The 26,634-nt window shown below is 69.2% G+C and carries 25 protein-coding genes; 8 read left to right on the top strand and 17 right to left on the bottom strand.

Annotated features, from left to right (window positions below; genetic code table 11):
- Positions 1-128 precede the first annotated feature (128 nt).
- From AC1DYP_RS08570 to AC1DYP_RS08580, 3 genes are read left to right on the top strand one after another with little or no spacing between them, the layout of a single operon-like run.
- Positions 129-626: a c-type cytochrome gene (locus tag AC1DYP_RS08570; RefSeq protein ID WP_477045965.1), complete on the top strand. Its 498-nt coding sequence runs from the start codon at positions 129-131 to the stop codon at positions 624-626.
- A 14-nt stretch (positions 627-640) separates the two neighbouring features.
- The gene (locus AC1DYP_RS08575; RefSeq protein WP_477045966.1) at positions 641-1,009 is read left to right on the top strand and encodes a nuclear transport factor 2 family protein; all 369 of its coding nucleotides are present in this window, start codon (positions 641-643) and stop codon (positions 1,007-1,009) included.
- On the top strand, positions 1,006-1,359 hold the full coding sequence (locus tag AC1DYP_RS08580; protein WP_477045967.1) for a nuclear transport factor 2 family protein: 354 nt from the start codon (positions 1,006-1,008) through the stop codon (positions 1,357-1,359). The genes AC1DYP_RS08575 and AC1DYP_RS08580 overlap by 4 nt, the downstream gene beginning before the upstream one ends.
- A 13-nt stretch (positions 1,360-1,372) precedes the next feature.
- Here AC1DYP_RS08580 and AC1DYP_RS08585 read toward each other — a convergent pair whose 3' ends face one another.
- The 5 genes from AC1DYP_RS08585 to AC1DYP_RS08605 all read right to left on the bottom strand — a co-directional run bounded on the left by AC1DYP_RS08585 (position 1,373) and on the right by AC1DYP_RS08605 (position 9,686).
- Positions 1,373-3,727 carry a transketolase gene (locus tag AC1DYP_RS08585; RefSeq protein WP_477045968.1) on the bottom strand — a complete coding sequence of 785 codons (2,355 nt, stop codon included), beginning with the start codon at positions 3,725-3,727 and terminating at the stop codon, positions 1,373-1,375.
- Positions 3,728-3,742: 15 nt separating this feature from the next.
- On the bottom strand, positions 3,743-6,880 hold the full coding sequence (locus AC1DYP_RS08590) for an efflux RND transporter permease subunit (protein ID WP_477045969.1): 3,138 nt from the start codon (positions 6,878-6,880) through the stop codon (positions 3,743-3,745).
- Positions 6,880-8,001, bottom strand: coding sequence for an efflux RND transporter periplasmic adaptor subunit (locus AC1DYP_RS08595; RefSeq protein WP_477045970.1), 1,122 nt, complete (start codon positions 7,999-8,001; stop codon positions 6,880-6,882). The genes AC1DYP_RS08590 and AC1DYP_RS08595 overlap by 1 nt, the downstream gene beginning before the upstream one ends.
- 117 nt (positions 8,002-8,118) lie before the next feature.
- Positions 8,119-8,913, bottom strand: coding sequence for a hypothetical protein (locus tag AC1DYP_RS08600; protein ID WP_477045971.1), 795 nt, complete (start codon positions 8,911-8,913; stop codon positions 8,119-8,121).
- Positions 8,910-9,686, bottom strand: coding sequence for a class II aldolase/adducin family protein (locus AC1DYP_RS08605; RefSeq protein WP_477045972.1), 777 nt, complete (start codon positions 9,684-9,686; stop codon positions 8,910-8,912). Before AC1DYP_RS08605 ends, AC1DYP_RS08600 begins: the two co-directional genes overlap by 4 nt.
- Positions 9,687-9,815: 129 nt before the next feature.
- Between AC1DYP_RS08605 and AC1DYP_RS08610 the strand changes: the two genes are divergently transcribed.
- Positions 9,816-10,490, top strand: coding sequence for a spermidine synthase (locus tag AC1DYP_RS08610; RefSeq protein ID WP_477045973.1), 675 nt, complete (start codon positions 9,816-9,818; stop codon positions 10,488-10,490).
- A gap of 10 nt (positions 10,491-10,500) precedes the next feature.
- Here AC1DYP_RS08610 and AC1DYP_RS08615 read toward each other — a convergent pair whose 3' ends face one another.
- The 4 genes from AC1DYP_RS08615 to dapA form a co-directional block, all read right to left on the bottom strand.
- Positions 10,501-11,334 (bottom strand): DUF2145 domain-containing protein, encoded by an 834-nt coding sequence (locus AC1DYP_RS08615; protein WP_477045974.1) that lies wholly within the window; start codon positions 11,332-11,334, stop codon positions 10,501-10,503.
- A 5-nt stretch (positions 11,335-11,339) separates the two neighbouring features.
- Positions 11,340-11,702, bottom strand: a complete 363-nt coding sequence (locus AC1DYP_RS08620) for a hypothetical protein (protein WP_477045975.1) — start codon at positions 11,700-11,702, stop codon at positions 11,340-11,342.
- Between the two features lie 134 nt (positions 11,703-11,836).
- Positions 11,837-12,295, bottom strand: coding sequence for an SsrA-binding protein SmpB (smpB, locus tag AC1DYP_RS08625; protein WP_477033552.1), 459 nt, complete (start codon positions 12,293-12,295; stop codon positions 11,837-11,839).
- On the bottom strand, positions 12,295-13,179 hold the full coding sequence (gene dapA, locus AC1DYP_RS08630; RefSeq protein ID WP_477045976.1) for a 4-hydroxy-tetrahydrodipicolinate synthase: 885 nt from the start codon (positions 13,177-13,179) through the stop codon (positions 12,295-12,297). Before dapA ends, smpB begins: the two co-directional genes overlap by 1 nt.
- 270 nt (positions 13,180-13,449) lie before the next feature.
- Here dapA and AC1DYP_RS08635 point away from each other — a divergent pair, with 270 nt between their 5' ends.
- Positions 13,450-15,642 carry a transglycosylase SLT domain-containing protein gene (locus AC1DYP_RS08635; protein ID WP_477045977.1) on the top strand — a complete coding sequence of 731 codons (2,193 nt, stop codon included), beginning with the start codon at positions 13,450-13,452 and terminating at the stop codon, positions 15,640-15,642.
- Positions 15,643-15,647: 5 nt separating this feature from the next.
- Here AC1DYP_RS08635 and AC1DYP_RS08640 read toward each other — a convergent pair whose 3' ends face one another.
- Genes AC1DYP_RS08640 through AC1DYP_RS08655 form a run of 4 tightly spaced genes read right to left on the bottom strand, consistent with a single transcriptional unit; the run spans position 15,648 to position 18,860 of the window.
- Positions 15,648-16,415, bottom strand: coding sequence for an ABC transporter ATP-binding protein (locus tag AC1DYP_RS08640; protein WP_477045978.1), 768 nt, complete (start codon positions 16,413-16,415; stop codon positions 15,648-15,650).
- Complete coding sequence (locus AC1DYP_RS08645; protein WP_477045993.1) at positions 16,412-17,452, bottom strand: FecCD family ABC transporter permease; 1,041 nt, start codon at positions 17,450-17,452, stop codon at positions 16,412-16,414. The genes AC1DYP_RS08640 and AC1DYP_RS08645 overlap by 4 nt, the downstream gene beginning before the upstream one ends.
- A complete protein-coding gene (locus AC1DYP_RS08650) occupies positions 17,395-18,219 on the bottom strand; it encodes an ABC transporter substrate-binding protein (protein ID WP_477045979.1) in 825 nt (274 codons plus the stop codon). Before AC1DYP_RS08650 ends, AC1DYP_RS08645 begins: the two co-directional genes overlap by 58 nt.
- A 5-nt stretch (positions 18,220-18,224) precedes the next feature.
- Entirely contained in the window at positions 18,225-18,860 is a 636-nt protein-coding gene (locus AC1DYP_RS08655; RefSeq protein WP_477045980.1) for a TetR/AcrR family transcriptional regulator, read from the bottom strand.
- 165 nt (positions 18,861-19,025) lie between these two features.
- On the opposite strand from AC1DYP_RS08655, the gene AC1DYP_RS08660 reads away from it, so the two are divergent.
- From AC1DYP_RS08660 to AC1DYP_RS08670, 3 genes are read left to right on the top strand one after another with little or no spacing between them, the layout of a single operon-like run.
- The gene (locus AC1DYP_RS08660) at positions 19,026-20,489 is read left to right on the top strand and encodes a glycosyltransferase (protein WP_477045981.1); all 1,464 of its coding nucleotides are present in this window, start codon (positions 19,026-19,028) and stop codon (positions 20,487-20,489) included.
- 18 nt (positions 20,490-20,507) lie between these two features.
- Positions 20,508-21,410, top strand: a complete 903-nt coding sequence (locus tag AC1DYP_RS08665) for an RsmD family RNA methyltransferase (RefSeq protein WP_477045982.1) — start codon at positions 20,508-20,510, stop codon at positions 21,408-21,410.
- A 5-nt stretch (positions 21,411-21,415) separates the two neighbouring features.
- Positions 21,416-22,207 (top strand): TrmH family RNA methyltransferase, encoded by a 792-nt coding sequence (locus tag AC1DYP_RS08670; protein ID WP_477045983.1) that lies wholly within the window; start codon positions 21,416-21,418, stop codon positions 22,205-22,207.
- Here the strand turns inward: AC1DYP_RS08670 and AC1DYP_RS08675 are convergent.
- The 4 genes from AC1DYP_RS08675 to ligA all read right to left on the bottom strand — a co-directional run bounded on the left by AC1DYP_RS08675 (position 22,204) and on the right by ligA (position 26,164).
- Complete coding sequence (locus tag AC1DYP_RS08675; RefSeq protein WP_477045984.1) at positions 22,204-22,596, bottom strand: iron chaperone; 393 nt, start codon at positions 22,594-22,596, stop codon at positions 22,204-22,206. The two genes, AC1DYP_RS08670 and AC1DYP_RS08675, sit on opposite strands and share 4 nt — an antisense overlap.
- Positions 22,597-22,693: 97 nt before the next feature.
- Positions 22,694-23,113, bottom strand: coding sequence for a DUF2147 domain-containing protein (locus tag AC1DYP_RS08680; protein WP_477045985.1), 420 nt, complete (start codon positions 23,111-23,113; stop codon positions 22,694-22,696).
- 94 nt (positions 23,114-23,207) lie between these two features.
- The gene (locus AC1DYP_RS08685; RefSeq protein ID WP_477045986.1) at positions 23,208-23,813 is read right to left on the bottom strand and encodes a 3'-5' exonuclease; all 606 of its coding nucleotides are present in this window, start codon (positions 23,811-23,813) and stop codon (positions 23,208-23,210) included.
- Between the two features lie 2 nt (positions 23,814-23,815).
- Positions 23,816-26,164: an NAD-dependent DNA ligase LigA gene (gene ligA, locus AC1DYP_RS08690; RefSeq protein ID WP_477045987.1), complete on the bottom strand. Its 2,349-nt coding sequence runs from the start codon at positions 26,162-26,164 to the stop codon at positions 23,816-23,818.
- Positions 26,165-26,634: the final 470 nt, after the last annotated feature.

Below are 26,634 nucleotides of genomic sequence, written 5' to 3' on the forward strand. Positions count from 1 at the left end.
GAAAGGTGGCAAGACCTTGACCGCATAACGGCGTTATATATTGGATGCACGACCCATAGTTGGGCCAGAAAATGAATGCGGCGCCGCGCCGCACAGCTTGCGGCATAATGTCAGTCGGGGACTAGTAAATGCGTCAGTTTCACCTCGCCGCGGCGGCGATCGTCTGCGTCCTTTTGGCGGGCTGCTCCAAGTCGCCGGGAAGCTCCGACGGCGGATCGGCGAGTTCGCCCGCCGCAGCGCCGCCGACCGACGTCGAAAAGCAGGCCCTGCTGGCCGCCCTCCCCGCTCCGTACAACACTGGCGACCTGATGAACGGCCAGAGCAAGTTCGCCCTCTGCCGGTCCTGCCACACCATCGCCGAGGGCGGCCCCAACATGACCGGCCCCAACCTCTATGGCGTCTTCGGGCGCAAGGCGGGAAGCAAGCCCGACTACAAGTACTCCCCCGCCGTCGCCGCGGCCGGCTTCGATTGGGACGCCGAGCACCTGGACAAGTGGCTGGACAATCCGCGCGGCTTCATGCCGGGCACCAAGATGACCTTCGCGGGTCTGCACGACCCCAAGGACCGCATCGATCTGATCGCCTATCTGAAGGTCGAGACCGGCTACAAGCCTCCCAAAGGCTGATGAGGGCTCAAGCCATGGAAGACGCGCACGCGCTGCTGACCAGGGTCTACGAAGCCTATAACCGCAGGGACTTCGCCGCCTTTTCGGCGCTGCTGGCGCTCGACGTCGACTGGCCCAACCAGATCGAGGGCGGGCGGCTGGTCGGCCATGACGCCTTGGCCGCATACTGGGCCGCGAACGACAAGGTGATCAAGGTCGACAGCGCGCCGGTCTCGTTCACGACCCTGCCGGACGGCCGGATCGCCGTCGACGTCAACCAGATCGTCCGCAACCTGGCCGGTCAGATCTGGTCCGACAGCTGCGTGCGGCACATCTTCACCCTGCGCGACGGCAAGATCTCGCGAATGGACATCGAGTTTCGCGACAAGGGGCGGTCGGAATGAGCGCGGCGACCGACCTGATCGTCCGCTATTACGACGCGATCGAACGCCGCGATCTCGAGGCGGTTCTGGCCGTGACCCACGCGCAGGTGCGTTTCCACGATTTCCTCGACAGCGGCGAGGTCGAGGGCCTGGCCGCCGCCCGCGACTTCTATCGACGGATGTTCGAACTCGCGCCGGACCTGGACCTGATCACGACCGAGACCCTGCCGGACGGAAGGGTGCGCGCCGAGTTCCAGTCCTCGGTCCACTCGTCCTCGGGACACCTGTGGTCCGACACCCGACAGGCGGCGATCTACACGCTGGTCGACGGGCTGATCCAGGGCGTCGAACTGCTCGGCCCGACGTCCTAGATCTTCGCCTTCGTCAGATCAGCAGGTCGGCGCAGGCGTCCAGGATGGCGTCGGCGTCGAGACGGTACTTGGCGTAGAGGTCCGGCAGGTCGCCCGACTGGCCGAAGGTCTCCAACCCCAGGGCCCGCAGCCGCATGCCGCGCACCGAGCCCAGCCACGACAGGGTCGACGGCGCGCCGTCGATCACGGTGACCAATCCGGCGTCCCGCGCCAGCGGGGCCAGGAGCGTCTCGATGGTCGAGGCGCGCGGCCCGCCGTTGGTCCAGCGCGAACGCCCCGCGGCGGTCCAGTCCCGGTGCAGGACGTCGGCCGAGGTCACCGCCAGCAGGCCCGCGCCCGGTTCGTCCTCCAGCACTGCCTCGAAGGCGGCCAGGGCCTCGGGAGCTAGGGCTCCGGCATAGACGATGGCCAGGCGCGCTCCAGGGGCCGGCGGCCGCAGCCAGTAGGCGCCGTTGACCACGCCCTGGCGCCAGGCGTCGTCGACGCGTTCGGGCTGGGCGATCACCCGGGTCGACAGTCGCAGATAGGTCGAAGCCCCATGCTCGGCCTGGATCTGGCCGAAGGCGTGGGCCATCAGCACCGCGGTCTCGTCGGCGAAAGCCGGTTCGTAGCTGTCCAGACCCGGCTGGCTCATGCCGATCAGCGGCGAGCCGATCGACTGGTGCGCGCCGCCTTCGGGCGCCAGCGTCAGCCCCGAAGGCGTGGCGACCAGCAGGAAGCGGGCGTCCTGGTAGCAGGCGTAGTTCAGCGCATCGAGCCCACGGGCGATGAAGGGGTCATACAGCGTGCCGACCGGGAACAGCCGTTCGCCGAACAGCGGCGCGGTCAGGCCCAGGGCCGCCAGGGCGATGAACAGGTTGTTCTCGGCGATGCCCAACTCGACGTGCTGCCCGGTCTCGGCCTTGGACCAGACCTGGGCCGAAGGGATGCGCCGGCGCTTGAAGACGTCCTCGTGCGCGCGCCGCTGGAAGACGCCCCGACGGTTCACGAAGCCGCCGAGATTGGTCGAGACCGTGACGTCCGGCGAGGTGGTCACCACCCGGCCGGCGAATTCGTCGTCGCGGCGGGCGATCTCGAACATCACCTTGCCGAAGGCGGCCTGGGTCGACTGCTCGCCGCCGCCCGCGACAGGCGCCAGCAACTCGTCGGCCGTCGGAAGGACAATCGCCGGCGCGACGTGCTCGCGCTCCACTTGGGCGGCGAACGGCGCGCGGGCGACCAGGCCCTTCAACGCCGTGTGCTCGGCGGCCGACAGGCCCGACAGGGCGTCCCATTCCTCGCCCTCGACCACGCCCAGCCGGGCGCGGAGCTCGGCGATCTGGGTCTCGGTCATCAGGCCGGCGTGGTTGTCCTTGTGGCCCTGGAACGGCAGGCGCAGGCCCTTGACGGTGTAGGCGATGAAGAACCGCGGAGCGTCGTCCTGGCTGGCCCGTTCGAAGGCCTCCAGGATGGTCTCCATGCAGTGGCCGCCTAGCTCGGTCATCAGCTCGCCGAGGTCGACGTCCTTGTAGGTCGCGATCAGCTTCAGGGCGTCGGCGTCGGCGGCCAGGTCCGTCGACAGCCGTTCGCGCCACGCCGCGCCGCCCTGGTAGCTGAGGGCCGCGTAGAGGTCGTTGGGCGCCGTCTCGATCCATTGCTGAAGCGCCGCGCCGCCGGGCTTGGCGAAGGCCTCGCGCTGGCGCTTGGACCATTTCAGCGTCTCGACCGTCCAGCCGGCGGCCTCGAAGATCTCGCCGTAGCGGGTGAACATCCGGTCCTGGGTGGTCGCGTCCAGGCTTTGGCGGTTGTAGTCGACGATCCACCAGGTGTTGCGGATGTCGTGCTTGCAGGCCTCGATCAGGGCTTCGTAGATGTTGCCCTCGTCCAGCTCGGCGTCGCCCAGCAGCGAGATCATCCGTCCCATCCGCTCGGGCTTCACCGCCCCGCGCGCCGCCAGATAGTCCTGGGTCAGCGAGGCGAAGGCGGTCATGGCCACGCCCAGGCCGACCGAACCGGTCGAGAAGTCGACGTCGTCGGTGTCCTTGGTCCGTGAGGGATAGGACTGCGCGCCACCCAGGGCGCGGAAGGCCTTGAGCTTCTCCAGGCTCTGGCGGCCGAACAGGTGCTGGATGGCGTGGAACACCGGGCTGGCGTGCGGCTTGACCGCCACGCGATCCTGCGGTCGCAGCGCCTTCATGTAGAGCGCGGTCATCAGGGTGGTCATCGAGGCGCAGGACGCCTGGTGACCGCCGACCTTCAGCCCGTCGCGGCTTTCACGCAGATGGTTGGCGTTGTGGATCGTCCACGACGCCAACCAGAGAATGCGTTCCTCGATGCGTCGCAGGAGCGCAAGCTCCTGCCGCTTCGCCGCCAATACGGCTTCAGCCATGCTTCCTCACCCGGGTCAGACGGGTGAGGCTTGCCCCTCACCACTCTTCTCGCGGGCTTCATACTCTTCGATCTGCCGCGCCGTCCACTCCGGTGACTTCGTGAAGCGGGCCAGCAGGTTGTAGAACACCGGCACGATGAACAGCGTCAGCAGGGTCGAGAAGATCGCGCCGGTGAAGATCACCGCCCCGATCGTCTTGCGGCTGCCCGCCCCCGCCCCGGTCCACAGCATCAGCGGCAAGGCGCCCATGGCGGTGGCGATCGAGGTCATGATGATCGGCCGCAGGCGCAGGGCGGCGGCTTCGATCACCGCCTCCTTCACCTTCAGGCCTTCGTCGCGCAGCTGGTTGGCGAACTCGACGATCAGGATCCCGTTCTTGGCGGCGATGCCGACCAGGATGATCAGGCCGATCTGGCTGTAGGTGTTGATGGTCGAGCCGGTCATCAGCAGACCAAACAGGCCCCCCAGCACCGCCAGGGGCACGGTCAGCATGATCACGGCCGGGTGGATCCAGCTTTCGAACTGGGCGGCCAGCACCAGGAAGACCAGCAGCAGGGCCAGGCCGAAGGCGATGCCGACGGCGCCCGAAGCTTCCAGGAAGTCCTTGGCCTGTCCGCCCCACTTGACGCTGACGCCGGGGCTCGGACGGGCCGCGGCCTCGTCCTGGAAGAACTTCACCGCGTCGCCGACCGTATAGCCCGGCGACAGCTGGGCGGTCAGGGTCACCGAGCGCAGGCGGTCGACGCGCGGGCGATCAGGCGCGTCGCCCCGCAGTTCGGTGGTCACCACCGTCGACAACGGCACCAGGGTCCCCGACTGGGTGCGCACCTGCAGCTGGTCCAGGTCGGCCAGGCTGCGGCGCTGTTCGAGCGTGGACTGCAGGATGACGTCGTATTCCTGGCCGTTCTTGATGTAGGTCGTCGCCCGGCGCGAGCCGAACATGGTCTCCAGGGCCCGACCGATCGACTGGGCCGAGATGCCCAGGCTGGCGGCCTTGTCGCGGTCGATCTGCACCGACAGGCGCGGCGAGGTCGGCTCGTAGTCGATGCGCGGACGCGACAGGCCCGGATTGTCCTGGGCGTCGGCCAGGATGGGCTTCAGCCAATTGGCAAGCTCGACATAGTCGTTGCCGGTGGCGATCAGGTCGACGTTCGTCCCGCCGCCACCGCCGCCGCCGCGCTGGAAGGCGCCGCGCACGCTGGCCACGGCCCGCACGCCGGTGATCTTGCTGAGCGTCTTGTTCAGTTCGGCGGCCACTTCATCGGCGGTCTTGTCGCGCTCGCCCCAGTCCTTGAGCACCAGCACGCCGTTGCCGGTGTTGAACTGGCTCTGGCCGAAGCGCGGCACCGAGATGATGGTCCGGGCGGCGACGCCGTCGGCCCGATACTTCTCCAACTGCTTCTCGACGGCGCCGGCCGCCTTGACGGTGTAGTCGAAGCCCGCGCCCTCGGGGCCGTTGATGGCGATGTCGACGCGGCCGCGATCCTCGGCCGGAACCAATTCCTGCGGCAGGACGACGAACAGCCCGCCCGCCACCGTGGCCAGGACCAGCACGACCAGGCCGGTGCCGATGGAGGCCGAGCGCGCGGCCAGCAGGCGTTCCAGCGAATGGCGATAGCTGTCCTTCAGCCGGTCCATCGCGTGGTCGACCTTGCGGTTGAACCAGCTGCCGCCGCTGGCCGGCTTCAGCAGCTTGGAGGCCAGCATAGGCGACAGGCTCAGCGCCAGCAGGGCCGAGAAGCCCACGGCCGCCGCGATGGCCACGGCCAGCTCGACGAACAGGCGGCCGATATAGCCGGGAAGGAACATCAGCGGCGCGAACACCGAAATCAGCACGATGGTGGTGGCGACGACGGCGAAAAACACCTGCCGGGTGCCGCGCAGGGCGGCGACATTGGCCGGCTCGCCTTCGTCGACCCGACGCTGGATGTTCTCGACCACGACGATGGCGTCGTCGACCACCAGGCCGACGGCCAGCACCAGGGCCAGCAGGGTCAGCAGGTTCAGCGAGAAGCCTAGCGGCGCCAGCACGATGAACGTCGACAGGATGCAGATCGGCGCGATGATCGAGGGGATCAGGGCCGAACGCCAGCTGCCCAGGAACACCAGGTTCACCAGGGCCACCAGGGCGATCGAGATGCCCATGGTGACCCACACCTCGTGGATCGCCTCGGCGGTGAAGATCGAGTTGTCGACGGCCTTGATCAGGTGGGTGCCGGGCGGCAGCGTCTTGTTGATTTCCACCAGTTCGCTGTCGACCACCTTGGAGATGGCGACGTCGTTGGCCTGCGACTGGCGGGTCAGGAAGATGCCGACCTGATTGACGCCATTGCCGCGGAAGATCTTGCGGCGTTCGTTGGAGCCCTCCTCCACCCGCGCCACGTCGCCCAGGCGAACGACGAAACCGTTGGCGTCGGCGGGGCGCAGCGGCAGCTTCACGAAGTCCTCTGGCCGCGAATAGCTGCGGGCCACGCGGATGGTGAAATCCTTGGCGTCGCTTTCCAGGGCCCCGGCCGGCAGCTCGACGTTCTGGTTGTTGAGCGCGTTCTCGACGTCGTCGACGGTGATGTTGCGCGCGGCCATGGCGTCGGGGTTCAGCCAGATGCGCATGGCGTAGAGCTGGCCGTTGAGGCCGGCCTGGGCCACGCCCGGCACGGTCGACAGGCGCTCGACCAGATAGCGGTCGGCGTAGTCGGCCAGCTCAAGCGGCGACAGGCTGGTCGAGGTCAGGTTGAGGATGACAATCGGCGAGCTGTCGGCCTGGGCCTTGGCGATCTGCGGCGGGTCGGCCTGGTCGGGCAGGTTCGAGGTCACCCGGCTGACGGCGTCGCGCACGTCGTTGGCCGCCGCGTCCAGGTCGCGATCCAGGGTGAAGGTGATCGTGATCTGCGAGCGGCCGTCGCGCGAGGAGCTGTTGACCCGGTCGATGCCCTGGATGCCGGCCACCTGGCGCTCGATCACCTGGGTGATGCGCTCCTCGATGACCTCGGCCGAGGCCCCGGTATAGGTGGTCGAGATCGACACCACCGGCGGATCGACATTGGGCAGCTCACGGATCGGCAGGCTGCTGAAGGCGGCCAGACCGATGACGCAGAGGATGATCGCGACGACGGCCGCGAAGACCGGACGGCGGACGGAAAGGTCGGAAAGCATCAGCCGGCCTTCTTCTGGGCGCCGTCTTTCTGACCGGCGCCGCCCTTGCCGCCACCGCCGCCGACGGACGCGCCGTCCTGGACGCGGTTGAGGCCGTCGGCGACGATCTTGTCACCGGGCTTCAGGCCCGAAACGATCTCGACATAGCCGCCCGACGACAGGCCGGTCTGCACCGTGGTGCGACGCGCGATCTGCCCTTTGGGCTCCTGGGCGATCAGGAAGACCGAGGCTTGCGTGCCCTCGAATTGGATGGCGGCTTCGGGCACGGCCACGGCCTGGCGTTGGCCCTGGTCGATGCCGACCTTGATCAGCATGCCGGGCTTGAGGCGACCGTCGGCGTTCGGAAACTCGGCCCTGGCCTTGAGCGCGCGGGTGGCTGGATCGATGCGGGTGTCGATCTGGGCGATGCGACCGGTGAACACCTCGCCCGGCAGGGCGTCTGGCTGGGCGGTGATGGTCAGGCCTTCGCGCAGGATCGGCAGATAGCGGTCAGGCACCGAGAAATCGACACGGATCAGGGAGACGTCGTCCAAGCTGACGATCGGGGTTCCGGGGCTGATCAGGGCGCCCGGCGCGATGTCGGAAATGCCGACCCGGCCCGAGAACGGGGCGCGGATCACCTTGTCCAGCTTCTGGGCGCTGGCCGAGGCCAGGACCGCCTTGGCGGTGTCGCGCGCGGCCATGTACTGCTCGACCGTGGCGCGGGGGGCGATGCCCTTTTCCGCCAGGGTCTTCCAACGCTGGTACTCGCGTTCGGCCTGGGCCAGCTGCGCCTGCTGCTGGGCGATTCCGGCGTTCTCCTGGTCGGCCTTCAACTCGACCAGGACCTGCCCCTTCGACACATACTGGCCGTCGGTGAAATGCACCGCGGTGATCAGCTCGGCCGTGTTCGAGGTGATGGTCACCGACTGGCGGCCCTTGGCCACGCCCAGCACCTCGACGCGATCGGTGAAGGTGCGTTGCTGGACCACGATCTGCGACACCGCAGTGGCGCGTCCGCCGGCGCCCGGACCGCCCGGTCCCTGCGTCTTGCCGCCGAAGGCCAGTTTCAGCCCGCCGACCAACAGCATCAGCAGCACGGCGACAATCGCCGCGACGAGGAAGAAGTGTCTGCGGATCACGAAAAGCTCCGGGCGCCGAGCAGAGTCGGCTTAGCTAGCAGTAGGCGGCTCATTAGCCGTCAGCCCTAGCCTGCGTCCAGTGACACACGGATGACCAAATATTACAGCTCTGAAATATCAGAAACGCCGCCAGACCGCCAGGACGGGACCTTGATCGACGGGGGTCTCCCGACCCGACACCGTTCGCCGCCATCCGGCCTGCAAACTCCACGCGCCCAGGTCGTGGGTGACCGAGACCTCGCGCTTGCGCCAGCGTGACTGAACCGGCTCGGATTCGGCCTGGCCGGTGTAGGCCTGGACCATCAGGAGCCAACGGGGCGTAGGCCTCACGCCCGCCGTGATGTCGACCCGGATCTCGTCAGCCAGGCCGCTACGCTTGAGCCGCGCGACCTGCACCTCGGCGAAGCCCTGAGCCCTGCGCCACTGCCGCGACGTGCCCGCCAGAAGGCGCGCTTCCAGGTCGGTGTCCCCCTGGCCGGGCGCCGCGTAGCCCGCATTGCGCCCCACTCCATCCTTGGTGGCGCCCAGATAAAGGCTGACCGCTGATCGATCCGTATGCAGCAGGGCATAGCGCAGACCCAGCTCGATCGGACCACGCCCCTCGTAGTCGACGAAGTTGTCGTGCCCCCGGGTCAGCGCGACCTTGGTCTGCAAGGTCAAGCGGTCGGTCAGCCCATATTCGCTGTAGAGCGACAGGGTCTGGTCGCGGCGCGGATCGATCGCGACCTCCACGCCGTCGGGATCAAGCCCTGTGTCGGCCTTCTGCCCCTCGTACTTCAGGATGGCCAAGCCCTCGCCGTCCTTCATCGGCCAGGCGCCGGCCCAGGCGGGCGGCGCCAGCAGCGCGCAAAAGAAAGCCGCCGCGACCCCGAGGATCGCGGCGGCGTTTCGTTTTCGCGGTTTGGGCGTCAATCAGCGTAACCGGGGGATTCCCGGTCGAGTTTGCGCAGGCAGCCGGGCCAGGCCAAGCCCGCGATCATGCCCATGCCCATGCCGATCTGGCTGCGGACCTCGGCCTGGGCGTTTTCCGGCGCTTCCAGCACGTTGCCGCGACCGGCGCTGAGCGCCATCACCTGCTGGGCGCAGGCGCGTTCGAGGAAGAACATGCCCAGCCAGCACTCGGCCGCCGTCATCCCCACCGACAGGGTGCCGTGGTTGCGCAGCATCATCAGCTTCTTCTCGCCGAGGTCGGCCACCAAACGTTCCCGTTCGTCAAGGTTGAGCGCAATACCTTCATAGTCGTGATAGGCGAGCTGAGGCAAGACAATTAGCGACTGCTGCGACAGCGGCAGCAGGCCTTCCTTGTTGGCCGACACCCCCACGCCCTGATCGGTGTGCAGGTGCATGACGAAATGAGCGTCCTCGCGAGCCGCATGGATCGCCGAGTGGATCGTGAAGCCCGCTGGATTGATGAAGTACGGCGTCTTATCGATCACGTTGCCGTCCAGATCGACCTTGACCAGCATGGAGGCGGTCATCTCGCCGAAGAACATGCCGTAGGGATTGATCAGGAAATGATGCTCGGGCCCCGGGATACGGGCCGAGATGTGGGTGAAGATCATGTCGTCCCAACCGTGGACAGCGACCAGGCGATAGAGCGCGGCCAGGTCGACCCGGGCCTTCCATTCGGCCTCGCTGACCTGGTCCTTGAGCGACGTCGTGATCTGCGTAGCACCGTCGGCCATGAGCGGATCCTCCATAGGTTATCATTGTTAGCTTGAGGGTCGCGCCGCTGGAACGCGGCGTCAAGCGGCGATGGCCCCGCCGTCGGCCCTGTGTTAGCCCGTGCGCCCCACTCCGGCTCGAGACTTCCCATGATCCCCTGGCAGCACCTGGACACCGCCAAGGTCCCCGGCGACGGCACGGAGCTGAAGCTGATGCGGCGCGGGACCGAGTATTCGATCATGGCCGGTCCGATCGAGCTGATGAACAGCCGGCTCAGCGGGTCGGAAGAGGCCATGGCCACCCTGGCCTTCGAGCGCATCGGCCAACGTCCCAAGGCGCGAGTGCTGATCGGCGGGCTGGGCATGGGCTTCACCCTGCGCGCCGCGCTCGCCGCCTTCGGTCCCGACGCTCGGATCGTGGTCGCCGAACTGGTTCCGGCCGTCATCGCCTGGGCGCGGGGCCCCCTGAGCGAACTGCACGGCGCCAGCCTCGACGACCCGCGCGTGACGCTGCACCAGGGCGACGTCGGCGAAGCGATCCGGGCCGAGGCGGCCGGCTATGACGCCATCCTGCTGGACGTCGACAACGGCCCCGGCGGTCTTTCCCGCAAGGAGAACGACGGCCTCTACAGCCGAAGCGGCCTGGCCGAGGCGCGCCAGGCGCTGCGCCCCGGCGGCGTGCTGGAGGTCTGGTCCTCGACCCGTGACAGCGACTTCACGCGCCGCCTGAAGCAGGCCGGCTACGCGGTCGAGGAGATCGGCGTGCGAGCCCACAAGGGCCGTGGCGCGCGGCATGTGATCTGGATGGCGACGAAGGCCGGCTAGTCTCCTTGGCTCACCGCGCGAAGGTCACGCTGTAGGTGGCCTGCAGCAGCCCGTTGTCGCGCATGAAGGCCGCCATGCTCTCGTAGGTCGCGGTGCGCAGCGGGCCCGACTGATCGTCCGTCTTCAGCCGCGGGTCGGCCAGCGGCGCGAACAGCCGCATGACCGCGCCCGCCTGCACCGTCGTCGGCGTGTAGTGCGCCTTCAGATTGGCGCGGATCTGCTCTCTGTCAGGGGTCTGCCAGACGGCGGAGGCGATCACGTCCAGCATGAAGCCGTTGCAGTTCTGGTGCTTGGACGACAGGGGGTTGGCGATCAGGGTGTAGGACGGGTTGTGCAGGGCCGCGTAGGTGGGGGAATCGATGACGCCCAGGATGCGGCGCTGCATCTCCGGCGAGGGAATGATGACCGCGACGTCGTCCACGGACGAACCGTTGGTGAAGTTGAAGGGAAAGTCCTGCACCAGGCGCGACGTGGTCGTCGGCCAGGCCTTCCCATCGCCGGCATAGAGATTGTAGACGGCGTAGCCTGGCTCGACCGCCCCTTCGGCGGTCCGCACGTCGCGATAGACCCAGAAGGCGCCGTGCGTATAGGCGATGCCCTTGGGCAAGGTCTCCCGCGCCCTCCCCGCCCGGAACACGATCGCCACCCGCGCGCCCCGTCCGGCCAGGTCGTTCTCGATCTGCTTGGAGAACCGGGCGACCTCTTCGGGTGTGAAATGGCGCGACTTCGCGGAGGTGGAGACGCTGTCCTGGGCCCGCGCCGGCGTGACCAGGACAGGCCCTGCCAGCGTCGCGGCGATCAGGGCGACGGCGAGAGAACCCGCCTTAAGTCGACGGGCGCTCATGGCGGTCAGGGCTTCTTCGCTGGCTGTGCATCGTAGGGCGCCGTGGGCGCTGGCTGGGCCACGATCACCTTCCTGGTCACGGGCAGGGGCGTTGAGGCGAAGGCGGCGGAGTCTCGGGCGGCCACGCTGGAGTCGCCGCCCGCTTCGGTCAGGCCGGCTCCGACGACCACCGATCCCGCGGCGGCGACCGACACGGGAACCACGCTCACGGCCGAGGCCGTCTGCACGCCGGAAAGCCCGAGATCACCTATCGCCTCGGCCGAGGCCCCGACGGCGTTCGAGCCGTTCTGGAGACTGTCCTGGGCAAGGGCCGCGGCTGGAACCGCGATGACGGCGAACACCAAGGCAGCGGCAAGACGAGAACGCATGGGAACCTCCGTCGCACGGCCCATCTGGCCCTTGAACGTGACTGTGCCACGCGCGACGGGGTCATCAAGAAAAAAGTGAGTGATCACTCATGCGAAGACGTCACAAGGCCGTGATGGCTCGGCTGCAAAAAAGATCAGTCCCCTCGGTCGCCCTTCATCAGCCGCGCCTTGTCGCGCTGCCAGTCGCGGGCGGCCTCGGTCTCGCGCTTGTCGTGGTTCTTCTTGCCCTTGGCCAAACCGATCTCCAGCTTGGCCAGGCCCTTCTCGTTCCAATAGAGCTTGAGCGGGATCAGGGTGCGGCCGTCGCGCTGGACCGCGCCGATCAGCTTGTCGATCTGCTTGCGGTGCAGCAGCAGCGTGCGGTGGCGGCGCGGCTCGTGGTTGAAGCGGTTGGCATGGCCGTAGGGCGGGATGTCGGCGTTGATCAGCTTGATCTGGCGGCCTTCCACCGAGGCGTAGGACTCGGCGATGTTCGCCCGCCCCACGCGCAACGACTTCACCTCGGTGCCGGTCAGCATCAGCCCGGCCTCCATGGTCTCCTCGATGAAGTAATCGTACCGCGCGCGGCGGTTCTCGGCGATCGGCTTGGTCATCAGACCAGACCCGCCTCATGCATGGCCTCGAGGATCACCGGCTTCACCGCGTCGTTGCACGGCGCGATCGGCAGGCGCACCTCGGCCTCGCAAAGACCCAAGTGGGCCATGGCGAACTTGGTCGGCGACGGCGACGCGTCGAGGAACAGCGCCTTGTGCAGCCGCACCAGGCGATCCTGCCAGTAGCGCGCGGTTTCCCACTCGCCGCCCAGGCAGGCGTTGATGAAGGTGGCGCAGGCGTCGGGCGCGACGTTCGAGGTCACCGAGATCACGCCGTGGCCGCCATGGGCCATGTAGCCGAGCGCGGTCGGATCGTCGCCCGACAGCATCACCCAGTCCGGCCCGCACATGATCCGCTGCATGCTGGCGCGCACCAGGTCGCCGGTGGCGTCCTTGACGCCGACGATGTTGGGCAGCTTGGACAGTCGCTCCAGCGTCTCGTTGGTGACGTCCGAACCCGTGCGGCCTGGCACGTTGTAGACCAGCACCGGCAACTGCACCGCGTCGTTGATCGCCTTGTAGTGCTGGTAGACGCCTTCCTGGCTGGGCCGCACGTAGTAGGGCGACACGACGAGGGCGGCGTCGGCGCCGACGGCCTTGGCGTGGGCGACCAGTTCGATCGCCTCGGCGGTCGAGTTGGATCCGGCCCCGGCGATCACCGGCACGCGGCCTCGCGCGGTCTGCACGCACAGCTCCACGACGCGCTTGTGCTCCTCATGGCTGAGCGTGGCGGTCTCGCCGGTGGTGCCGACCGGCACCAGCCCGTGCACGCCGCCGGCGAGCTGGCGCTCGACCAGGGCAACGAACGCTTTCTCGTCCACGGCGCCGTCGCGGAATGGCGTGACCAGCGCCGGAAGGACGCCCTTGAACGGAGAATGAGCCATGACTTGCAATTTGCCGTGAGAAACGCGCCGCGACGGTTGCGGCCTGAGGATGGGGGCGGACAATATGTCCCTCCCCCCATGTCCCGCAACCGCCCGTAACGCTTTGCGATGATTTGGGGGTTTGAGTGGAGGTCAATTCGCCGCGAAGCGGTCTATACCGGCCAAACAGGGCCGTGATCGAGGTCCCATCGCCGCAAATCGGCCCCTCGGGAGTCCGAAAACGGCAAGGCTACCGCCCGTCAGGGCCAGAGAATCGAAGGAGACGGCGTTTTGGCCTCAGGGTTGGGTAAGGTCTTGCTGGGCGGAGCCGCCCCCCTTGTGCTGTGCGGCGTCGCGCTCTTCGGCGTGGCGCTTGCCCAGGACGACGTCGACCTGCCCCGCGCGCCCCAGCCCTATACAGGCAGCGCCACCCCGCAGGGCCTGATCACCACGCCCCAGACCGCGACCTACGCCACGCCCGCCGAGGCCGACGCCGCCAACCTGCGCATGGCGGTCACCAGCCGCGACCCGTCGACCATCCGCATGGCGATGTCGAGCATCCAAGATCCGCTGTCGCGCAAGATCGCCCTGTGGGCCCTGGTCGACGCCGGGGCCGAGAGCATGAGCTTCTTCGAGCTGGACCAGGCGCGCCGCGACCTGGCCGGCTGGCCGCGCGCCCAACGCCGCGAGAACGCCGCCGAAAAGGCCCTGGTCGTCTCGGGCCTCGACGCCCAGCGGATGATCGCCTGGTTCGGCGGTCGCGATCCGCAGACCGCCGAGGGCGCGATGTCTCTGGCCGCCGCCTACCAGGCCGCCGGCCGCACCGCCGACGCCAGCAACCTGATTCGCCGCTGGTGGCGCGACCAGGTGTTCGAGCTGGACGCCCAGCGCGGCATCCTGGCCCGCTACGGCACGCTGCTGACGCCCGACGACCACGTCCGCCGCGCCGACATCCTGCTGTACGGCCCGCAAGGCCCCGCCGCCCGCGACATGGTCACGCTGCTGCCCTACGACCAGCAGGCGGCGGCCCAGGCGCGCATCGCCTTCCGCTCGAACGCCAGCAACGCCAACGACCTCTACGCCGCGCTGTCTCCGGCCCAGCAGGCCCAGCCGGGCGTGGTCTTCGAGCGCGCGTCCTATCTGCGCCGCAAGGGGCTGGACACCCTGGCCCTGCCGTTGGTCAGCCAGTTCCCCGCCCCGCCCCCGACCGAAGACGCGGCGGCCGCCATCTGGCGCGAGCGCAAGCAACTGGTGGTGTCGGCTCTCAGGGCCGGCGACAGCGCCGGCGCCTATGCGGCCGCCAACGCCCATCTGAAGGCCGGTTCCGACGCGGCCGAGAGCGAGTTCTACGCCGGCTGGATCGCCCTGAGCCGGCTGAAGAACCCCGACGCCGCCGCCAATCACTTCGCCCGCATCGCCGAGATCGGCGCCTCGCCGATCACCCGCGGCCGCGCCCTCTACTGGCAGGGCCGGGCCGCCGAGGCCCAGGGCGACCGCATCGCCGCCCAGGCCTTCTACGCCGAGGGCGCGCGCTACATCACCACCTTCTACGGCCAGCTGGCCGCCGAGAAGGCCGGAATCAAGGAGATCCGCCTCGAGAAGGATCCGACGATCACCCAGGCCGACCGCGCCCGCTTCGAGGGCCGCGAGCTGGTCCGCGCGGTGCGCACCCTGATGGCGGCCGGCGCCCGCGACCAGGTGCGGGTCTTCGTGCTCTACATCGACGACCAGCTGCCGACCGCCGAGGAAGAGGCCCTGCTGGTCGACCTGGCCAGAAGCTACGGCGATCAGGACCTGGCCATGCGCGCGGTCCGCACCGCCGCCCAGCGCGGCTTCACCCTGCCCGAGCGCGGCTATCCGCTGCTGGACCATCTGTTCACCCCGGGACCGGGCGCGGCCGAGACGGCGTTCGTCTATTCGATCTCGCGCCAGGAAAGCAATTTCGACCCCAACGCCCGTTCAGGGGTCGGGGCGCGCGGCATGATGCAGCTGATGCCGGCCACCGCCGCCATCGTCGCGCGGCAACTGGGCGAGAACCACAGCGTCGATCGCCTGTCGGACCCGTTCTACAACATGCGCCTGGGCTCGACCTATCTGGGCAGCATGGTCAGCAACTTCAGCGGCTCGTACGTCATGGCCTCGGCCGCCTACAACGCCGGTCCCGGCCGTCCAGCCCAGTGGGTCACCCTGTGCGGCGACCCGCGCGGCGCGACCACCGATCCGCTCGACTTCATCGAGTGCATCCCGTTCTCCGAGACCCGCAACTACGTGATGCGGACCATCGAGACGACCATGGTCTACCGCGCCCGCCTGAACGGCGGCGTGGCTCCGCTGACCCTGTCCAGCGACCTGAAGCGCGGCGGCTACAGCTATGCGGGACCGGCCAGCGCGCCCATTGGCGGCCTGCCGCCGATCGGCGGGACCACCGCTTCGAGCGCGCCGACCGCCATTCCGCAGGGCGGTTACGTGCCGGGCACGCGCTAGGAGGTCTAGCGCGGGCCTGCCGAACGCCGGGCCGCCACGACCAGTCCGGCCGACGTCTCGATCAGCGCGCCGTCCAGCCGGAACACGGACGCCAGAACCGCGGGCGACAGCGCCTCGATCGGCGCGCCCTCCGCCGCCACGCGGCCATGGTCCAGCACCAGGACCCGGTCGCAAGATCGCGCCGCCAGGCCCAAGTCGTGCAGGGTGACGACCACCGCCGCCCCGGCCGCCGCTTCGGCGCGCAGCAGGTCCAGGGTCAATAGCTGGGCGTCGGGGTCCAGGCCCGCCACCGGTTCGTCGGCGACCAGCAGCGGAGCGCGTGTCGCCAGCAGCCTGGCCAGCAACACCCGGGCCCGCTCGCCGCCCGACATGTCGAGCACGCCGCGATCGGCCAGATCGGCGACGCCGACGCGCTCCAGCCGCTCGCGGGCCACGGCGACCGCCTGGGCGGGCGGCAGATCCGGCGCGCCGAGAGCGGCGACATCCAAAGCCGGCAGGTTCCAGGCCAGGCGGCGCTCCTGCGGCAGGTAGCCGACCAGCCGGGCCCGCTCGACGGGATTCAGGTCTCCGACCGGGCGGCCGCCGAGCCGCGCCCTGCCGGCCTCGACCGGCATCAGGCCCAAGCCCGCCCGCAGCAGGCTGGTCTTGCCCGCGCCGTTGGGGCCGACCACGCCCAGCACCTCGCCAGGAGCGACGCTCAGGGACGCGCCGTCCAGCACCAAGGCCTTGCCGCGCCTAGCCTTGAGGCCGGTGAGGGTCCAGGCCGCCGTCACGACCGCCAGCTCCGCGCCGCGCGCCAGGCCAACAGGGCGAAGACCGGCGCGCCGAACAGGGCGGTGACCACGCCCAGCTTCAGTTCCTGCTCGGTCGGGATCAGTCGGGCGGCCAGGTCGGCGGCGACCAGCAGCAGTGCTCCGGCCAAGGCCGATGGGCGCAGAAGCCTGGCCGGATCGTCGCGCACGGCGGCCCGCACCAGGTGCGGCGCGGCCAGGCCGACGAAGCCGATCACCCCCGCCGCCGCGACCGAAGCTCCGGCCAGCAGGGCCGAGCCCGCCACCGCCGCCACCCGCAAACGCGCCATCGGCAGGCCCGACATCTGGGCGGCCTCCTCGCCCAGGGTCAGCATCCGCAGGCCCCGGGCCGCGCAGAGACACAGTCCGCCCCCGACGATCATCGGCGCCATGGCGCGCAGGATGTCGGTGAAGTCGCGGTTCTCGACCGAGCCCATCAGCCAGGCCAGCACCTCGGCCGTGGCCACCGGCGAGGGCGACAGGTTGAACACCAGAGCGGTCAGGGCCCCGGCGAAGGCCGACAGGGCCACGCCGAACAGGATCAGCACCTCTGGCTCGCGGAACCGCGCCGCCAGGCCGACGACCACCGCTCCGGCCAACAGAGCGCCGGCCAGAGCGGCCAGCTCGATCGCACCGGGCAAGGCCGCCAGTCCGCCGGCGATGGCCAGGGACGCGCCCAGGCCGGCCGTGGCCGAGACGCCCAGCACGCCGGGCTCGGCCAGGGGATTGCGCAGCAGCCCCTGCATCGTCGCTCCGGCCAGGCCCAGACCCGCGCCGACGAGGGCGGCCATCAGCACGCGCGGCAGGCGGATGGTCCACAGCACCTCGCCCGGCGGCGAGCCCGGATCGATCAGGGCCTGGTGATATTGCGCCAGGCTCAGCGCGCTCTCGCCCAGGGTGACGGCGACGACAGCGGCCGCGATCAGGGCCAGCAACAGCAGGGGCTCCAGGCGACGCGGGCTCATCGCGCCGCCTCCGCGAGGACCCGTGCGCCGTCGGCGGCGAACCAGGCCGAGCAGCCCAGCATGCCGCCGGGCAGCGAGGCGATCACCCGCCCTCGCGTGGCCTTGCGTAGCGCGGCGTGGCGTCCGGGTCCCCAGCGATCGGCGCCGGCCCGGGTCAGGTCGAAGAAGCCCAGCACCACCGCCTTGGGCGGATCGAGCACCAGTCGCTCCAGCGGCGCGGGCGAAAAGTAGGGCTGGGTCGAGGCGTTGGCGAAGCCCGCGGCCCGCAGCATGGCGTCGATCATCGTGTTGGGGCCGGCCGTATAGCCGCCGGGCGTCAGGTAGAAGGCGCTCCGCCCCCTGCCCGCCCCGGCCGCCCGCGCCAGGTCGGCGTCCATGCGCGCCAGCAGCGTCTCGCCCGCGGCCTGACGGTTCAAGGCCTGGGCGACCTGGCGGACATTGGCCCGCACGCCGTCGAAATCGGTGGCGTCGCCGAGACTGACCGTGTGAACGCCGCGCCGGGCGATGGCGGCCGTCAGCCGGGCGTCGCCGCCCCACTGGCGCACGACGACATCGGGACGCGCGCCCAGCACCGCCTCGATCGTGGTCCGCCGTTGCGGCAAGCCGGCCGCCTTGGCGCGAAGAAAGGAATCCGGCGCGTCGGCGCGGGGCGAGACGCCGACCACTGTCTCACGCGCGGCCAGGGCCAGGACGTACTGGTCGGCGCAGGAGTCCAGGGACATCACGCGCTTGGGGGCGGTCTGGACCGCGCCTTGAGCGGCGGCGGATCCCGCGACGGCCGCCAGGCCGGCGACGAGGCCGGCGAGCAAGGCGGCGCGCATGGACGTCAGTCCGTGACCAGGCCGTGCAGCAGCCCTTCGAGGGTGACCTTCATCAGTTCCTCGCGCGGCGCCCAGTTGCGGTCCGGCATGGTGATCAGCAGCGCCACCAGCCCGTGGCAGGCGGCCCACAGCACCTGGGCCGCGCTCTCGCCCGATCCGGTGCGCAGACGGCCGGCTGCGGCGATCTCGTGGATCGGCCCGCTGAACTCGGCGAAGCAGCGGTCGCCCAGTTCGGCGGTGGCGGCCTGCTTCTCCTTGGAGATCACGTCGCGCGAACCGCAGAACACCAGTTGATAGGTGTTGGGATTGTCGAGGGCGAACTTCATGTAGGCCTCGAGCATCAGCTTGACCCGCGCCACCGCGTCGATCGGCCGATGGGCGATGTCGACATTGACCGCCAGCAGCTGGCCGATCGCGTCGTCGCTGATCTCCAGCAGGATCTGGTCCTTGTCGCGGAAGTGCATGTAGAGCGCGGTCGACGACACACCCACGGCGTCGGCGATCTTGCGGATCGTCGCCCCGGCGTAGCCCTCGGCGATGAAGATCCTCTCGGCCGCGGCCAGGATTTCTCCGCGGCGCAAATGGCCGTCGCCCTTGGGCTTGCGGGCCGACTTGTGCGGCTTCTTCAACGCGACCGTCACGATATGGCGTTCCCCTACCTAGTCCCCAAATCCGACACTAAACGGGAATCACCCAAACGTCGCAACTCTCAAGGATTTACGTGAAACGCGTGTTTTTTCGTTTGACGCGCTATAGTTGAGGATTCGTTATCTACTCGCTGGATCCGATTGGGCGCGGCGGGGGCGATGGCGCGAGAGGAAAGAGACCAGCAACGGCGCGCGTTCGGGACCGAAGCGGCCGACGGAAGCTGGGTCGAGGCCCTGCCCGACGGTCCGGCTTCGACGGCCGAGCCGCTTGAGGATGGAGCCCATCGGCGACTGTCGCAAGGCCAGGTCGTCGGACTGGCGCTCTCGATCCTGATGATGGCGTTGCTCACCGCCTTGTGGCCCCAGCCGATGCTGGAGGGGCTCCATCTGCTGTTCTTCGCCGGCTTCCTCGGCCACTCGGGGATCAAGCTGGTCGCCGCCTTCATGCCTCGCGCCACGACGACGGCGCCGCCCCTCCCAGACGAGGCCCTGCCCGCCTACACGATCATCGCGCCCCTCTATCGCGAAGCCGCGGTGGCGGCGGAGCTGGTCGCCAACCTGGCCCAGCTGGACTATCCGCGCGATCGCCTCCAGGTGCTGATCGTCCTGGAAGCCAAGGACCACGAGACCCAGGCCGCGTTCGGGGCCCTGGACCTGCCGGCCGGGTTCCAGGTCCTGATCGCTCCGCCCGGATCGCCCCAGACCAAGCCCCGCGCCTGCAACGTCGCCCTGAAGCGGGCGCATGGCGAGCTGGTGGTGATCTATGACGCCGAGGACGCGCCGCATCCCGGCCAACTGCGCGAAGCCGCCGCGCGCTTCGCCCAGGCCGACGAGAGCCTGGCCTGCCTGCAGGCCCCGCTGCGGATCGAGCCCGATCCGCGCTTCCTGCCCGACCAGTTCGCGCTGGAATACGCCGTGTTGTTCGAGGTCTTCCTGCCGGCCCTGGCCCGCTGGGGTCTGGCCTTCCCGCTGGGCGGCACAAGCAATCACTTCCGGGCCGGCGCCCTGAGGGCCGCCGGCGGTTGGGATCCCTACAACGTCACCGAAGACGCCGACATCGGCTTTCGCTTGGCGGCGCGGGGCAACAAGCTCGACGTGCTGAGCAGCCCGACCTTCGAGACCTCGCCCGCCACGCTGAAGGTCTGGACGCCGCAGCGGGCGCGCTGGATCAAGGGCCACCTCCAGACCCTGGCCGTCCATGCCCGGGGTCCCGCCGTGCACACCCCGCGCGGTCTCGCCGCGCTGGTCCTCACCCTGGCCCTGCCGGTGATGTCGTCCCATCTCCACGGCCCGTTGTTCGCCTGGCTGATGGTGCAGGGCGTGGGCGCCATGCTCGATCTCTGCCCGGCGGTCCCGGCCATGGACTGGATGCTGATGTTCTTCGGCTGGACCTGCATCGCGATCGCCGGAACCCAGGCCCAGCGGCGGGCCGGACATCGCCAAAGGATCCTGCCGCTGCTGGGCGCGATCTTCTATTGGCCGCTCCAGAGCCTGGCCGCCGCCGAGGCCCTTCGCCAGTTCGTCGTCGCGCCGTTTCGCTGGGACAAGACCCCGCATACGCCCCGCGCCGCGAACCCTTTGCTGCCTCGCCTGTTGGCCCGGACTGGACGGGCCTTGCCCTGAGCGCGTATTGGCGGGGGCATGAATCCGACCATCGCCGCCGCCCCGCTCGTCATGCGCACCACCGGCTGGGCCGACTACGCCCTGCTGGACAGCGGCCATGGCAAGAAGCTGGAGCGCTACGGCCGCTACACCGTCGTGCGTCCCGAGCCGCAGTGCTTCTGGGCGCCGCGCCTGGACCAGAAGGTCTGGGACAACGCCGACGCCGTCTTCGATCCCTCCGACGAGGACGAGGCCGGCCGCTGGCGCTTCAAGGGCAAGCCCCTGGAGAAGTTCGACCTGGCCTGGGGCGAGGCGAAGTTCCACGGCCAGTTCACGCCGTTCCGCCACCTGGCCTTCTTCCCCGAGCAGGCCGCCAACTGGGCCTGGCAGGACGCTCGCGTCCGGTCGATCAAGGGCAGGCAGCCCAAGGTGCTGAACCTGTTCGGCTACACCGGCGTCGCCAGCCTGGTCTGCGCCGCCGCCGGCGCGGCCGTCACCCATGTGGACGCCTCCAAGAAGTCGGTCGGTTTCGCCCGCGAGAACGCCGCCTTCGCCGGCCTGGCCGACAAGCCGATCCGCTGGATCGTCGAGGACGCCCGCCGCTTCGTGGCCCGCGAGGTGCGGCGCGGTTCGCAGTATGACGGCATCATCCTGGACCCGCCGAAGTTCGGCCGCGGGGCCGACGGCGAGGTCTGGCGCCTGTTCGAGAACCTGGCCGAGCTGACCACGAACTGCGCCCAGATTCTGGCCCCCGACGCCTCGTTCCTGCTGATGAACGCCTATGCCGCCCGGGTCTCGGGCGCGGCGATGTCGGGCCTGCTGGCCCAGGAGCTTCAAGGTCGCGGCGGGGTCATCGACTGGGGCGAGCTGTCGCTGGTCGAGGAAAAGGGCGACCGCCAGATCGGCCTGTCGTTCTTCGCCCGCTGGGCCTCGGAGGGGTGAGCGACATGAACGCCAAGACCGTCACCTCCCTGTCGAACAGCACCGTCAAGGCCGTCCGCGCCCTACATATGCGCAAGGAACGCGAGGAGAGCGGCCTGTTCCTGGCCGAGGGCCTGAAGATCGTCATCGAGGCGATCGACTGCGGCCACGCGCCCAAGATCCTGATGTACGGCCGCGACGCCGCCGACCATCCGATGCTGCAGAAGGCCAGCCAGGCCTGCCTGAAGGCCGGCGGCGAGGTCATCGAGGTCAATCGGGAAATCCTCGAAAAGGTCTCGCGCCGCGACAATCCGCAGGCGGTCGTCGGGGTGTTCAAGCAGGTCTACACGCCGCTCAGCGCCATCGTGCCCGAGAGCGCGCCGTGCTGGGTGGCCATGCAGGCCGTGCGCGATCCGGGCAACCTGGGCACCGTGATCCGCACCGCCGACGCGGCCGGCTGCGGCGGGGTGATCCTGGTCGGCGACTGCGTGGACCCCTATTCGGTCGAAGGCGTGCGGGCCACCATGGGTTCGATCTTCGCGGTCAAGATCGCCAAGGCCTCGGTGGCCGAGTTCCTGGCCTGGCGCGAGACCTGGCCCGGCAGCGTGATCGGCACCCTGCTGACCGCCACGGTCGACCACAAGCACGCCGACTATGTGAAGCCCTCGCTGATCCTGATGGGCAACGAGCAGCAGGGCCTGCCGCCCGAGCTGGCCGCCGCCTGCGACGTCAACGTCAAGATCCCCATGCGTGGCCGGGCCGACAGCCTGAACCTGTCGGTGGCCACGGGGATCATGATCTACACGGTGACGGGCTAGGCTTTCCGCCGCGAGGCCTTCCTGGCCGCCCGCGACGCGGCTTCCTCGCGATCCTCTTCCACCCGTCGCCGGACGATCGCCTCGACCAGCGCATTGGGCAGCGGCCTGTCGGGCTGGAAACGGATCGCGCCCTTGCTGGTCTCGAAGTCCTTCAGCCGGTCGGCGAAGTCCTCGACAAGGCCGTGAGGATAGAGCGCGCAGTGCTTCTTGGCCGCGCCCATCCAAACCAGCACGCCGTGCAGGCGAAAGCCCGGCATGCCGTAGCTGATCACCTCCCGAGCGTCCGGCGCGATGGCCAGGATCTGGCCGCGCAGGTCTTCCAGGGCGGCGCGCTGGTCGTCCGGCAGACGCGCCAGATAGTCGTCGATGGTGGCCGGTGCGTCTTTCATCGTCGTCCTCCGTCAGTCCGCGCCCGGAGGACGGATGGCGAAGCGCGAATCCGACATCGGCGGGACAGGCCCCATGGGCCTGTCCGCGCTCCGTGGCCTATTTGATCCGCGACCACTTCTCGGTCTTGCACAGGGGGGCCACGATGCAGCCCTTGAGCTTCAGCTCGTTGGCCGAGATCATGGTGATCGTCCCCGAATAGGTGCCGCCGTCAGCGGCGTTGTAGACCTTGCCGCCGGTCCACTTGGTCGGACCGCCGGTGAAGTCGTACAGCATCTGCATGTTCTTCAGGGTCCGGTTGCGCAAGGAGGCGTCCTTGTTCTTCTCGTCCTTGACCGTCGGATCCTTCTTGATGTGATCCGAACTGACCAGCTTGCCGCACAGGCTGTTGCCGCAACGGCTGATCTCGACCTGGCCACCGTTCGTCTGGGTCTGCCACAGGCCCGTGACGTCCTGGGCGAAGGCCGGGGCGGAAACCGAGAGCGCCAGGGCGGCGGCGGCGAGGATCGGCAGTTTCATGGGGTCGTCTCCCTAGTTGTTACCCCTTTCTAACGCGCGTTCGGCTGAACCGCCCATGAATTGATGGCCAAGTTCGAACAAGCCTGGCCGATCCCTAGACGGAACGCCGCTTCGGGCCCGCGCTGGAACAGGTCGTGTAGCCGGTCGCGGTCAGCCGACCGGCCGTCATGCCCAGCTTGTCCGGCAGGTCTCGGATGTGCGACGCCCGGGTCGCCTCAACCGCCGCCAGGGCCACGCTGCCGCAGGCATAGGCGTCCTGCGCCGCGTCGTGGTGCTTGAAGTCCACGCCCAGGAAGTCGCAGACCGCGTTCAGCTTGGCCGACGGCAGGTCAGGCCAGGTGTTCTTGGCCACCTGCACCGTGCAGATGTAGTCGAAGCGCGGGAACGGCAGGCCGTAGAGCTCGCAGGTGCGGCGCATCACGCTGATGTCGAACGCGGCGTTGTGGGCGATCACCGTCGCCGTCTCGATCCGGCTCCGCAGCCGCGACAGCACGGCCGGGAACTCGTCGGCGTCCTTGACGTCGGCCGGCTTGATGCCGTGCACCGCGATGTTCCAGCCCGAGAACCGCATCTCGGCCGGGCGGATGTAGTGGTGCTCCACCTGCGTGATCCGCCCGTCCTCGATCCAGGCCAGGCCGACGGCGCAGGGGCTGGAGCGTTGCTCGTTGGCGGTCTCGAAATCGATGGCGACGACGGGCATGCTCAGCCGCCCCCGACCATGTCCAGCCACTCGTCCTCTGTCATCACCTGGATGCCCAGCTCGGTGGCGGTCTTCAGCTTGGAGCCCGCGCCGGGACCGGCCACGACCAGGTCGGTCTTCTTGGACACCGACGAGGCGACCTTCGCTCCCAATCCCTCCGCCTGGGCCTTGGCCTCGTCGCGGGTCATCTTCTCCAGCGAGCCGGTGAAGACGATGGTCTTGCCGGCCACGGCGGTGTCGGTCTTGGGCTTGACCACGGCCTGGATGTCCAGCTCGGCGACCAGATTGGCCACCTTCTCGCGATTGTGTTCCTCGGCGAAGAACCGCGCGATCGACTGGGCCGCCACCGGGCCGATGCCGTCGATGGCCGCCAGCTGCAGATAGTCGTCGCCCGGCGCGCCCTGCCCGGCCTCGGCCAGCGCCTGGGCGAAGCCGTTCCAGTCGCCGTAGCGCTCGGCCAGGGCCGCCCGGGCCGGCTTGTTCAGCTTGGGCACGGCGTGGCCGATCTTGACCTCCAGGCTGTCGGCCTCGGGCCACGGATCGGCCTTCAGACCGCCCTTGCCGGCCTCGACCAGCTCGTCGCGCGCCTTGGGACCAACGCCGGCCGCGCCCGACAGCTCCAGGTAGACCGCGCCCGGCAGTTGCCCCGCCGCTCGCTCGGCGGCGGCCTGCAGGTCCTCGAAGCGGTCGAAATTGCGGGCCAGCACCGTCGAGGTGGTCTCGCCGATGTCGCGCATGCCCAGGCCGTAGATCACCCGGTCCAGGCCGATGGTGCGCCGCGCTTCGATGCCCTTGACCAGATTGGCGACCGAAGTCTCGCCATAGCCGTCGCGTTCGCGCAGCTGCGCCAGCTTTTCCTCGTCCTTGGCCAGCTTGAAGATGTCGGCCGGCTCCTTGATCCAGCCGGCCTCGAAAAAGGCCGCCAGCTGCTTCTCGCCCAGGCCCTCGATGTCGAAGGCGCGGCGGGAGACGAAGTGGCGCAGGTGCTCGATGCGCTGGAACGGGCAGGCGAACTCGCCGCTGCAGCGGCGCACCACGGTCTCGGCCCCAGAGGCCGTGGTCTCCTTGACGATCGGCGTGTGCAGCGGACACGGGCAGTGGGTCGGGAACTCGAATGGCACGGAGTCCGCCGGCCGCTCCTCGGCCACCGAGCCGACGATCTGCGGGATCACGTCGCCGGCCCGCTGCAGGATCACGGTGTCGCCGACCCGCACGTCCTTGCGGGCGATCTCGTCGGCGTTGTGCAAGGTGGCGTTGGTCACCGAGACCCCGCCGACGGTCACGGGCTTCAGCCGCGCCACCGGGGTGATCGCGCCGGTGCGGCCCACCTGCAGGTCGATGGCCTCCAGGATGGTGCGGGCCTGCTGGGCCGGGAACTTGCGGGCGACGGCCCAGCGCGGCGAGCGCGACACGAAGCCCAGGCGGCGCTGCTGCTCCAGGTCGTCGACCTTGTAGACGACGCCGTCGATGTCGAAGGCCAGCTTGGGCCGCAGGACCTCGAACTCGGCATAGGCGTCCAGCAGGCCCTGGGCGTCCTGGACGCGCTTGGCCGGCGGGGCGGTGGTGACGAAGCCCCATTCATGAAGCTTCTCCAGCGCTTCCCACTGGCCCGCCGCGAACGGGCCGCTGGTCAGGCCCCAGGCGTAGGCGAAGAACCGCAGCGGGCGCTGGGCGCTGATCTTCGGGTCGATCTGGCGCAGCGAGCCGGCGGCGAAGTTGCGGGGATTGGCGTAGATGCGCTGGCCGGCCTCGAGGGCGGCGGCGTTGAAGGCGGCGAAGGCCTCCAGTTCGACATAGACTTCGCCGCGGATCTCGATGACGTCGGGCCAGCCCGAGCCCTTCAGCTTGTGGGGGATGTCGGCGATGGTCCGCAGGTTGGCGGTGACGTCCTCGCCCACCCGGCCGTCGCCCCGCGTCGCGCCCTGGACCAGCACGCCCTTTTCGTAGCGCAGCGAGGCCGAAAGGCCGTCGATCTTCGGCTCGGCGGTGTAGAACACCGGCTCGCTTCCGAGCCGCAGGAAGCGGCGGATGCGGGCGTCGAACTCGGTGGCTTCGTCGTTGGAGAAGGCGTTGTCGAGGCTCAGCATCGGCACGCCGTGCTCGACCGGCGAGAACTGCTCGGCCCGCGCCGCGCCGACCCGCATCGACGGGGAATTGTCGCGCACCAGGTGCGGGAAGCGTTCCTCGATGTCGAGGTTGCGGCGCTTGAGGGCGTCGTACTCGCCGTCGCTGATCGTCGGGGCGTCCTGCTGATGGTAGCGCAGGTCGTGACCGGCCAACTCGTCGGCCAGGCGCTCCAGTTCCTCGACGGCCTGGGCTTCGGTGAGGTCGGCGACGGCGATCTGGGACACGGGCGAATCCGGGGAGTTGCGAAGGCGGCAGACTAGCCAAGGCCGGGCGGTCGGGGGAGGCGTTTTGTGCGAAGCCGTCCGCCGATCACTTGCCCCCTACGGACCGCTTCGCGGTCGTCTTCCCCCACAGGGGGAAGAGGAACCGCCGCCGGCGCAGCGCGCGTCCTCCGCCCCCTATGGGGGCGGACAGACCGCGAAGCGGTCAGGTGGGGGCAAGTGGGTGTGATCTCACGCCTCAGCTGTGAGCTTGCTGGGAAGGGTGCGAAGCGCCCGGGCCTCGCCCGGATGATTGGCAGTTGTAAGTACCGTTTCGACGAAGACGAGCGCTTCGCGCGGCCGTTATCCGGAAGCCTTCGGATCGCGGATTTTTAACCCGCTCCGATGGAGGCCCCCGACGGGCAGGAAATTGGCGTTCCCTGGACCACCTGGGCGATTTCAGCCCAGGCCTGCCGCGTCCGCCGATCCTCCGC

The sequence above is a fragment of the Caulobacter sp. P1_D6 genome (assembly GCF_056406095.1).

Coding starts and splice junctions, on each gene's coding strand:
- AC1DYP_RS08570 (WP_477045965.1), top strand. CDS start 129: ATGCGTCAGTTTCACCTCGCCGCGGCGGCGATCGTCTGCGTCCTTTTG.
- AC1DYP_RS08575 (WP_477045966.1), top strand. CDS start 641: ATGGAAGACGCGCACGCGCTGCTGACCAGGGTCTACGAAGCCTATAAC.
- AC1DYP_RS08580 (WP_477045967.1), top strand. CDS start 1,006: ATGAGCGCGGCGACCGACCTGATCGTCCGCTATTACGACGCGATCGAA.
- AC1DYP_RS08585 (WP_477045968.1), bottom strand. CDS start 3,727: ATGGCTGAAGCCGTATTGGCGGCGAAGCGGCAGGAGCTTGCGCTCCTG.
- AC1DYP_RS08590 (WP_477045969.1), bottom strand. CDS start 6,880: ATGCTTTCCGACCTTTCCGTCCGCCGTCCGGTCTTCGCGGCCGTCGTC.
- AC1DYP_RS08605 (WP_477045972.1), bottom strand. CDS start 9,686: ATGGCCGACGGTGCTACGCAGATCACGACGTCGCTCAAGGACCAGGTC.
- AC1DYP_RS08610 (WP_477045973.1), top strand. CDS start 9,816: ATGATCCCCTGGCAGCACCTGGACACCGCCAAGGTCCCCGGCGACGGC.
- AC1DYP_RS08615 (WP_477045974.1), bottom strand. CDS start 11,334: ATGAGCGCCCGTCGACTTAAGGCGGGTTCTCTCGCCGTCGCCCTGATC.
- AC1DYP_RS08620 (WP_477045975.1), bottom strand. CDS start 11,702: ATGCGTTCTCGTCTTGCCGCTGCCTTGGTGTTCGCCGTCATCGCGGTT.
- smpB (WP_477033552.1), bottom strand. CDS start 12,295: ATGACCAAGCCGATCGCCGAGAACCGCCGCGCGCGGTACGATTACTTC.
- dapA (WP_477045976.1), bottom strand. CDS start 13,179: ATGGCTCATTCTCCGTTCAAGGGCGTCCTTCCGGCGCTGGTCACGCCA.
- AC1DYP_RS08650 (WP_477045979.1), bottom strand. CDS start 18,219: ATGCGCGCCGCCTTGCTCGCCGGCCTCGTCGCCGGCCTGGCGGCCGTC.
- AC1DYP_RS08660 (WP_477045981.1), top strand. CDS start 19,026: ATGGCGCGAGAGGAAAGAGACCAGCAACGGCGCGCGTTCGGGACCGAA.
- AC1DYP_RS08665 (WP_477045982.1), top strand. CDS start 20,508: ATGAATCCGACCATCGCCGCCGCCCCGCTCGTCATGCGCACCACCGGC.
- AC1DYP_RS08670 (WP_477045983.1), top strand. CDS start 21,416: ATGAACGCCAAGACCGTCACCTCCCTGTCGAACAGCACCGTCAAGGCC.
- AC1DYP_RS08675 (WP_477045984.1), bottom strand. CDS start 22,596: ATGAAAGACGCACCGGCCACCATCGACGACTATCTGGCGCGTCTGCCG.
- AC1DYP_RS08680 (WP_477045985.1), bottom strand. CDS start 23,113: ATGAAACTGCCGATCCTCGCCGCCGCCGCCCTGGCGCTCTCGGTTTCC.
- AC1DYP_RS08685 (WP_477045986.1), bottom strand. CDS start 23,813: ATGCCCGTCGTCGCCATCGATTTCGAGACCGCCAACGAGCAACGCTCC.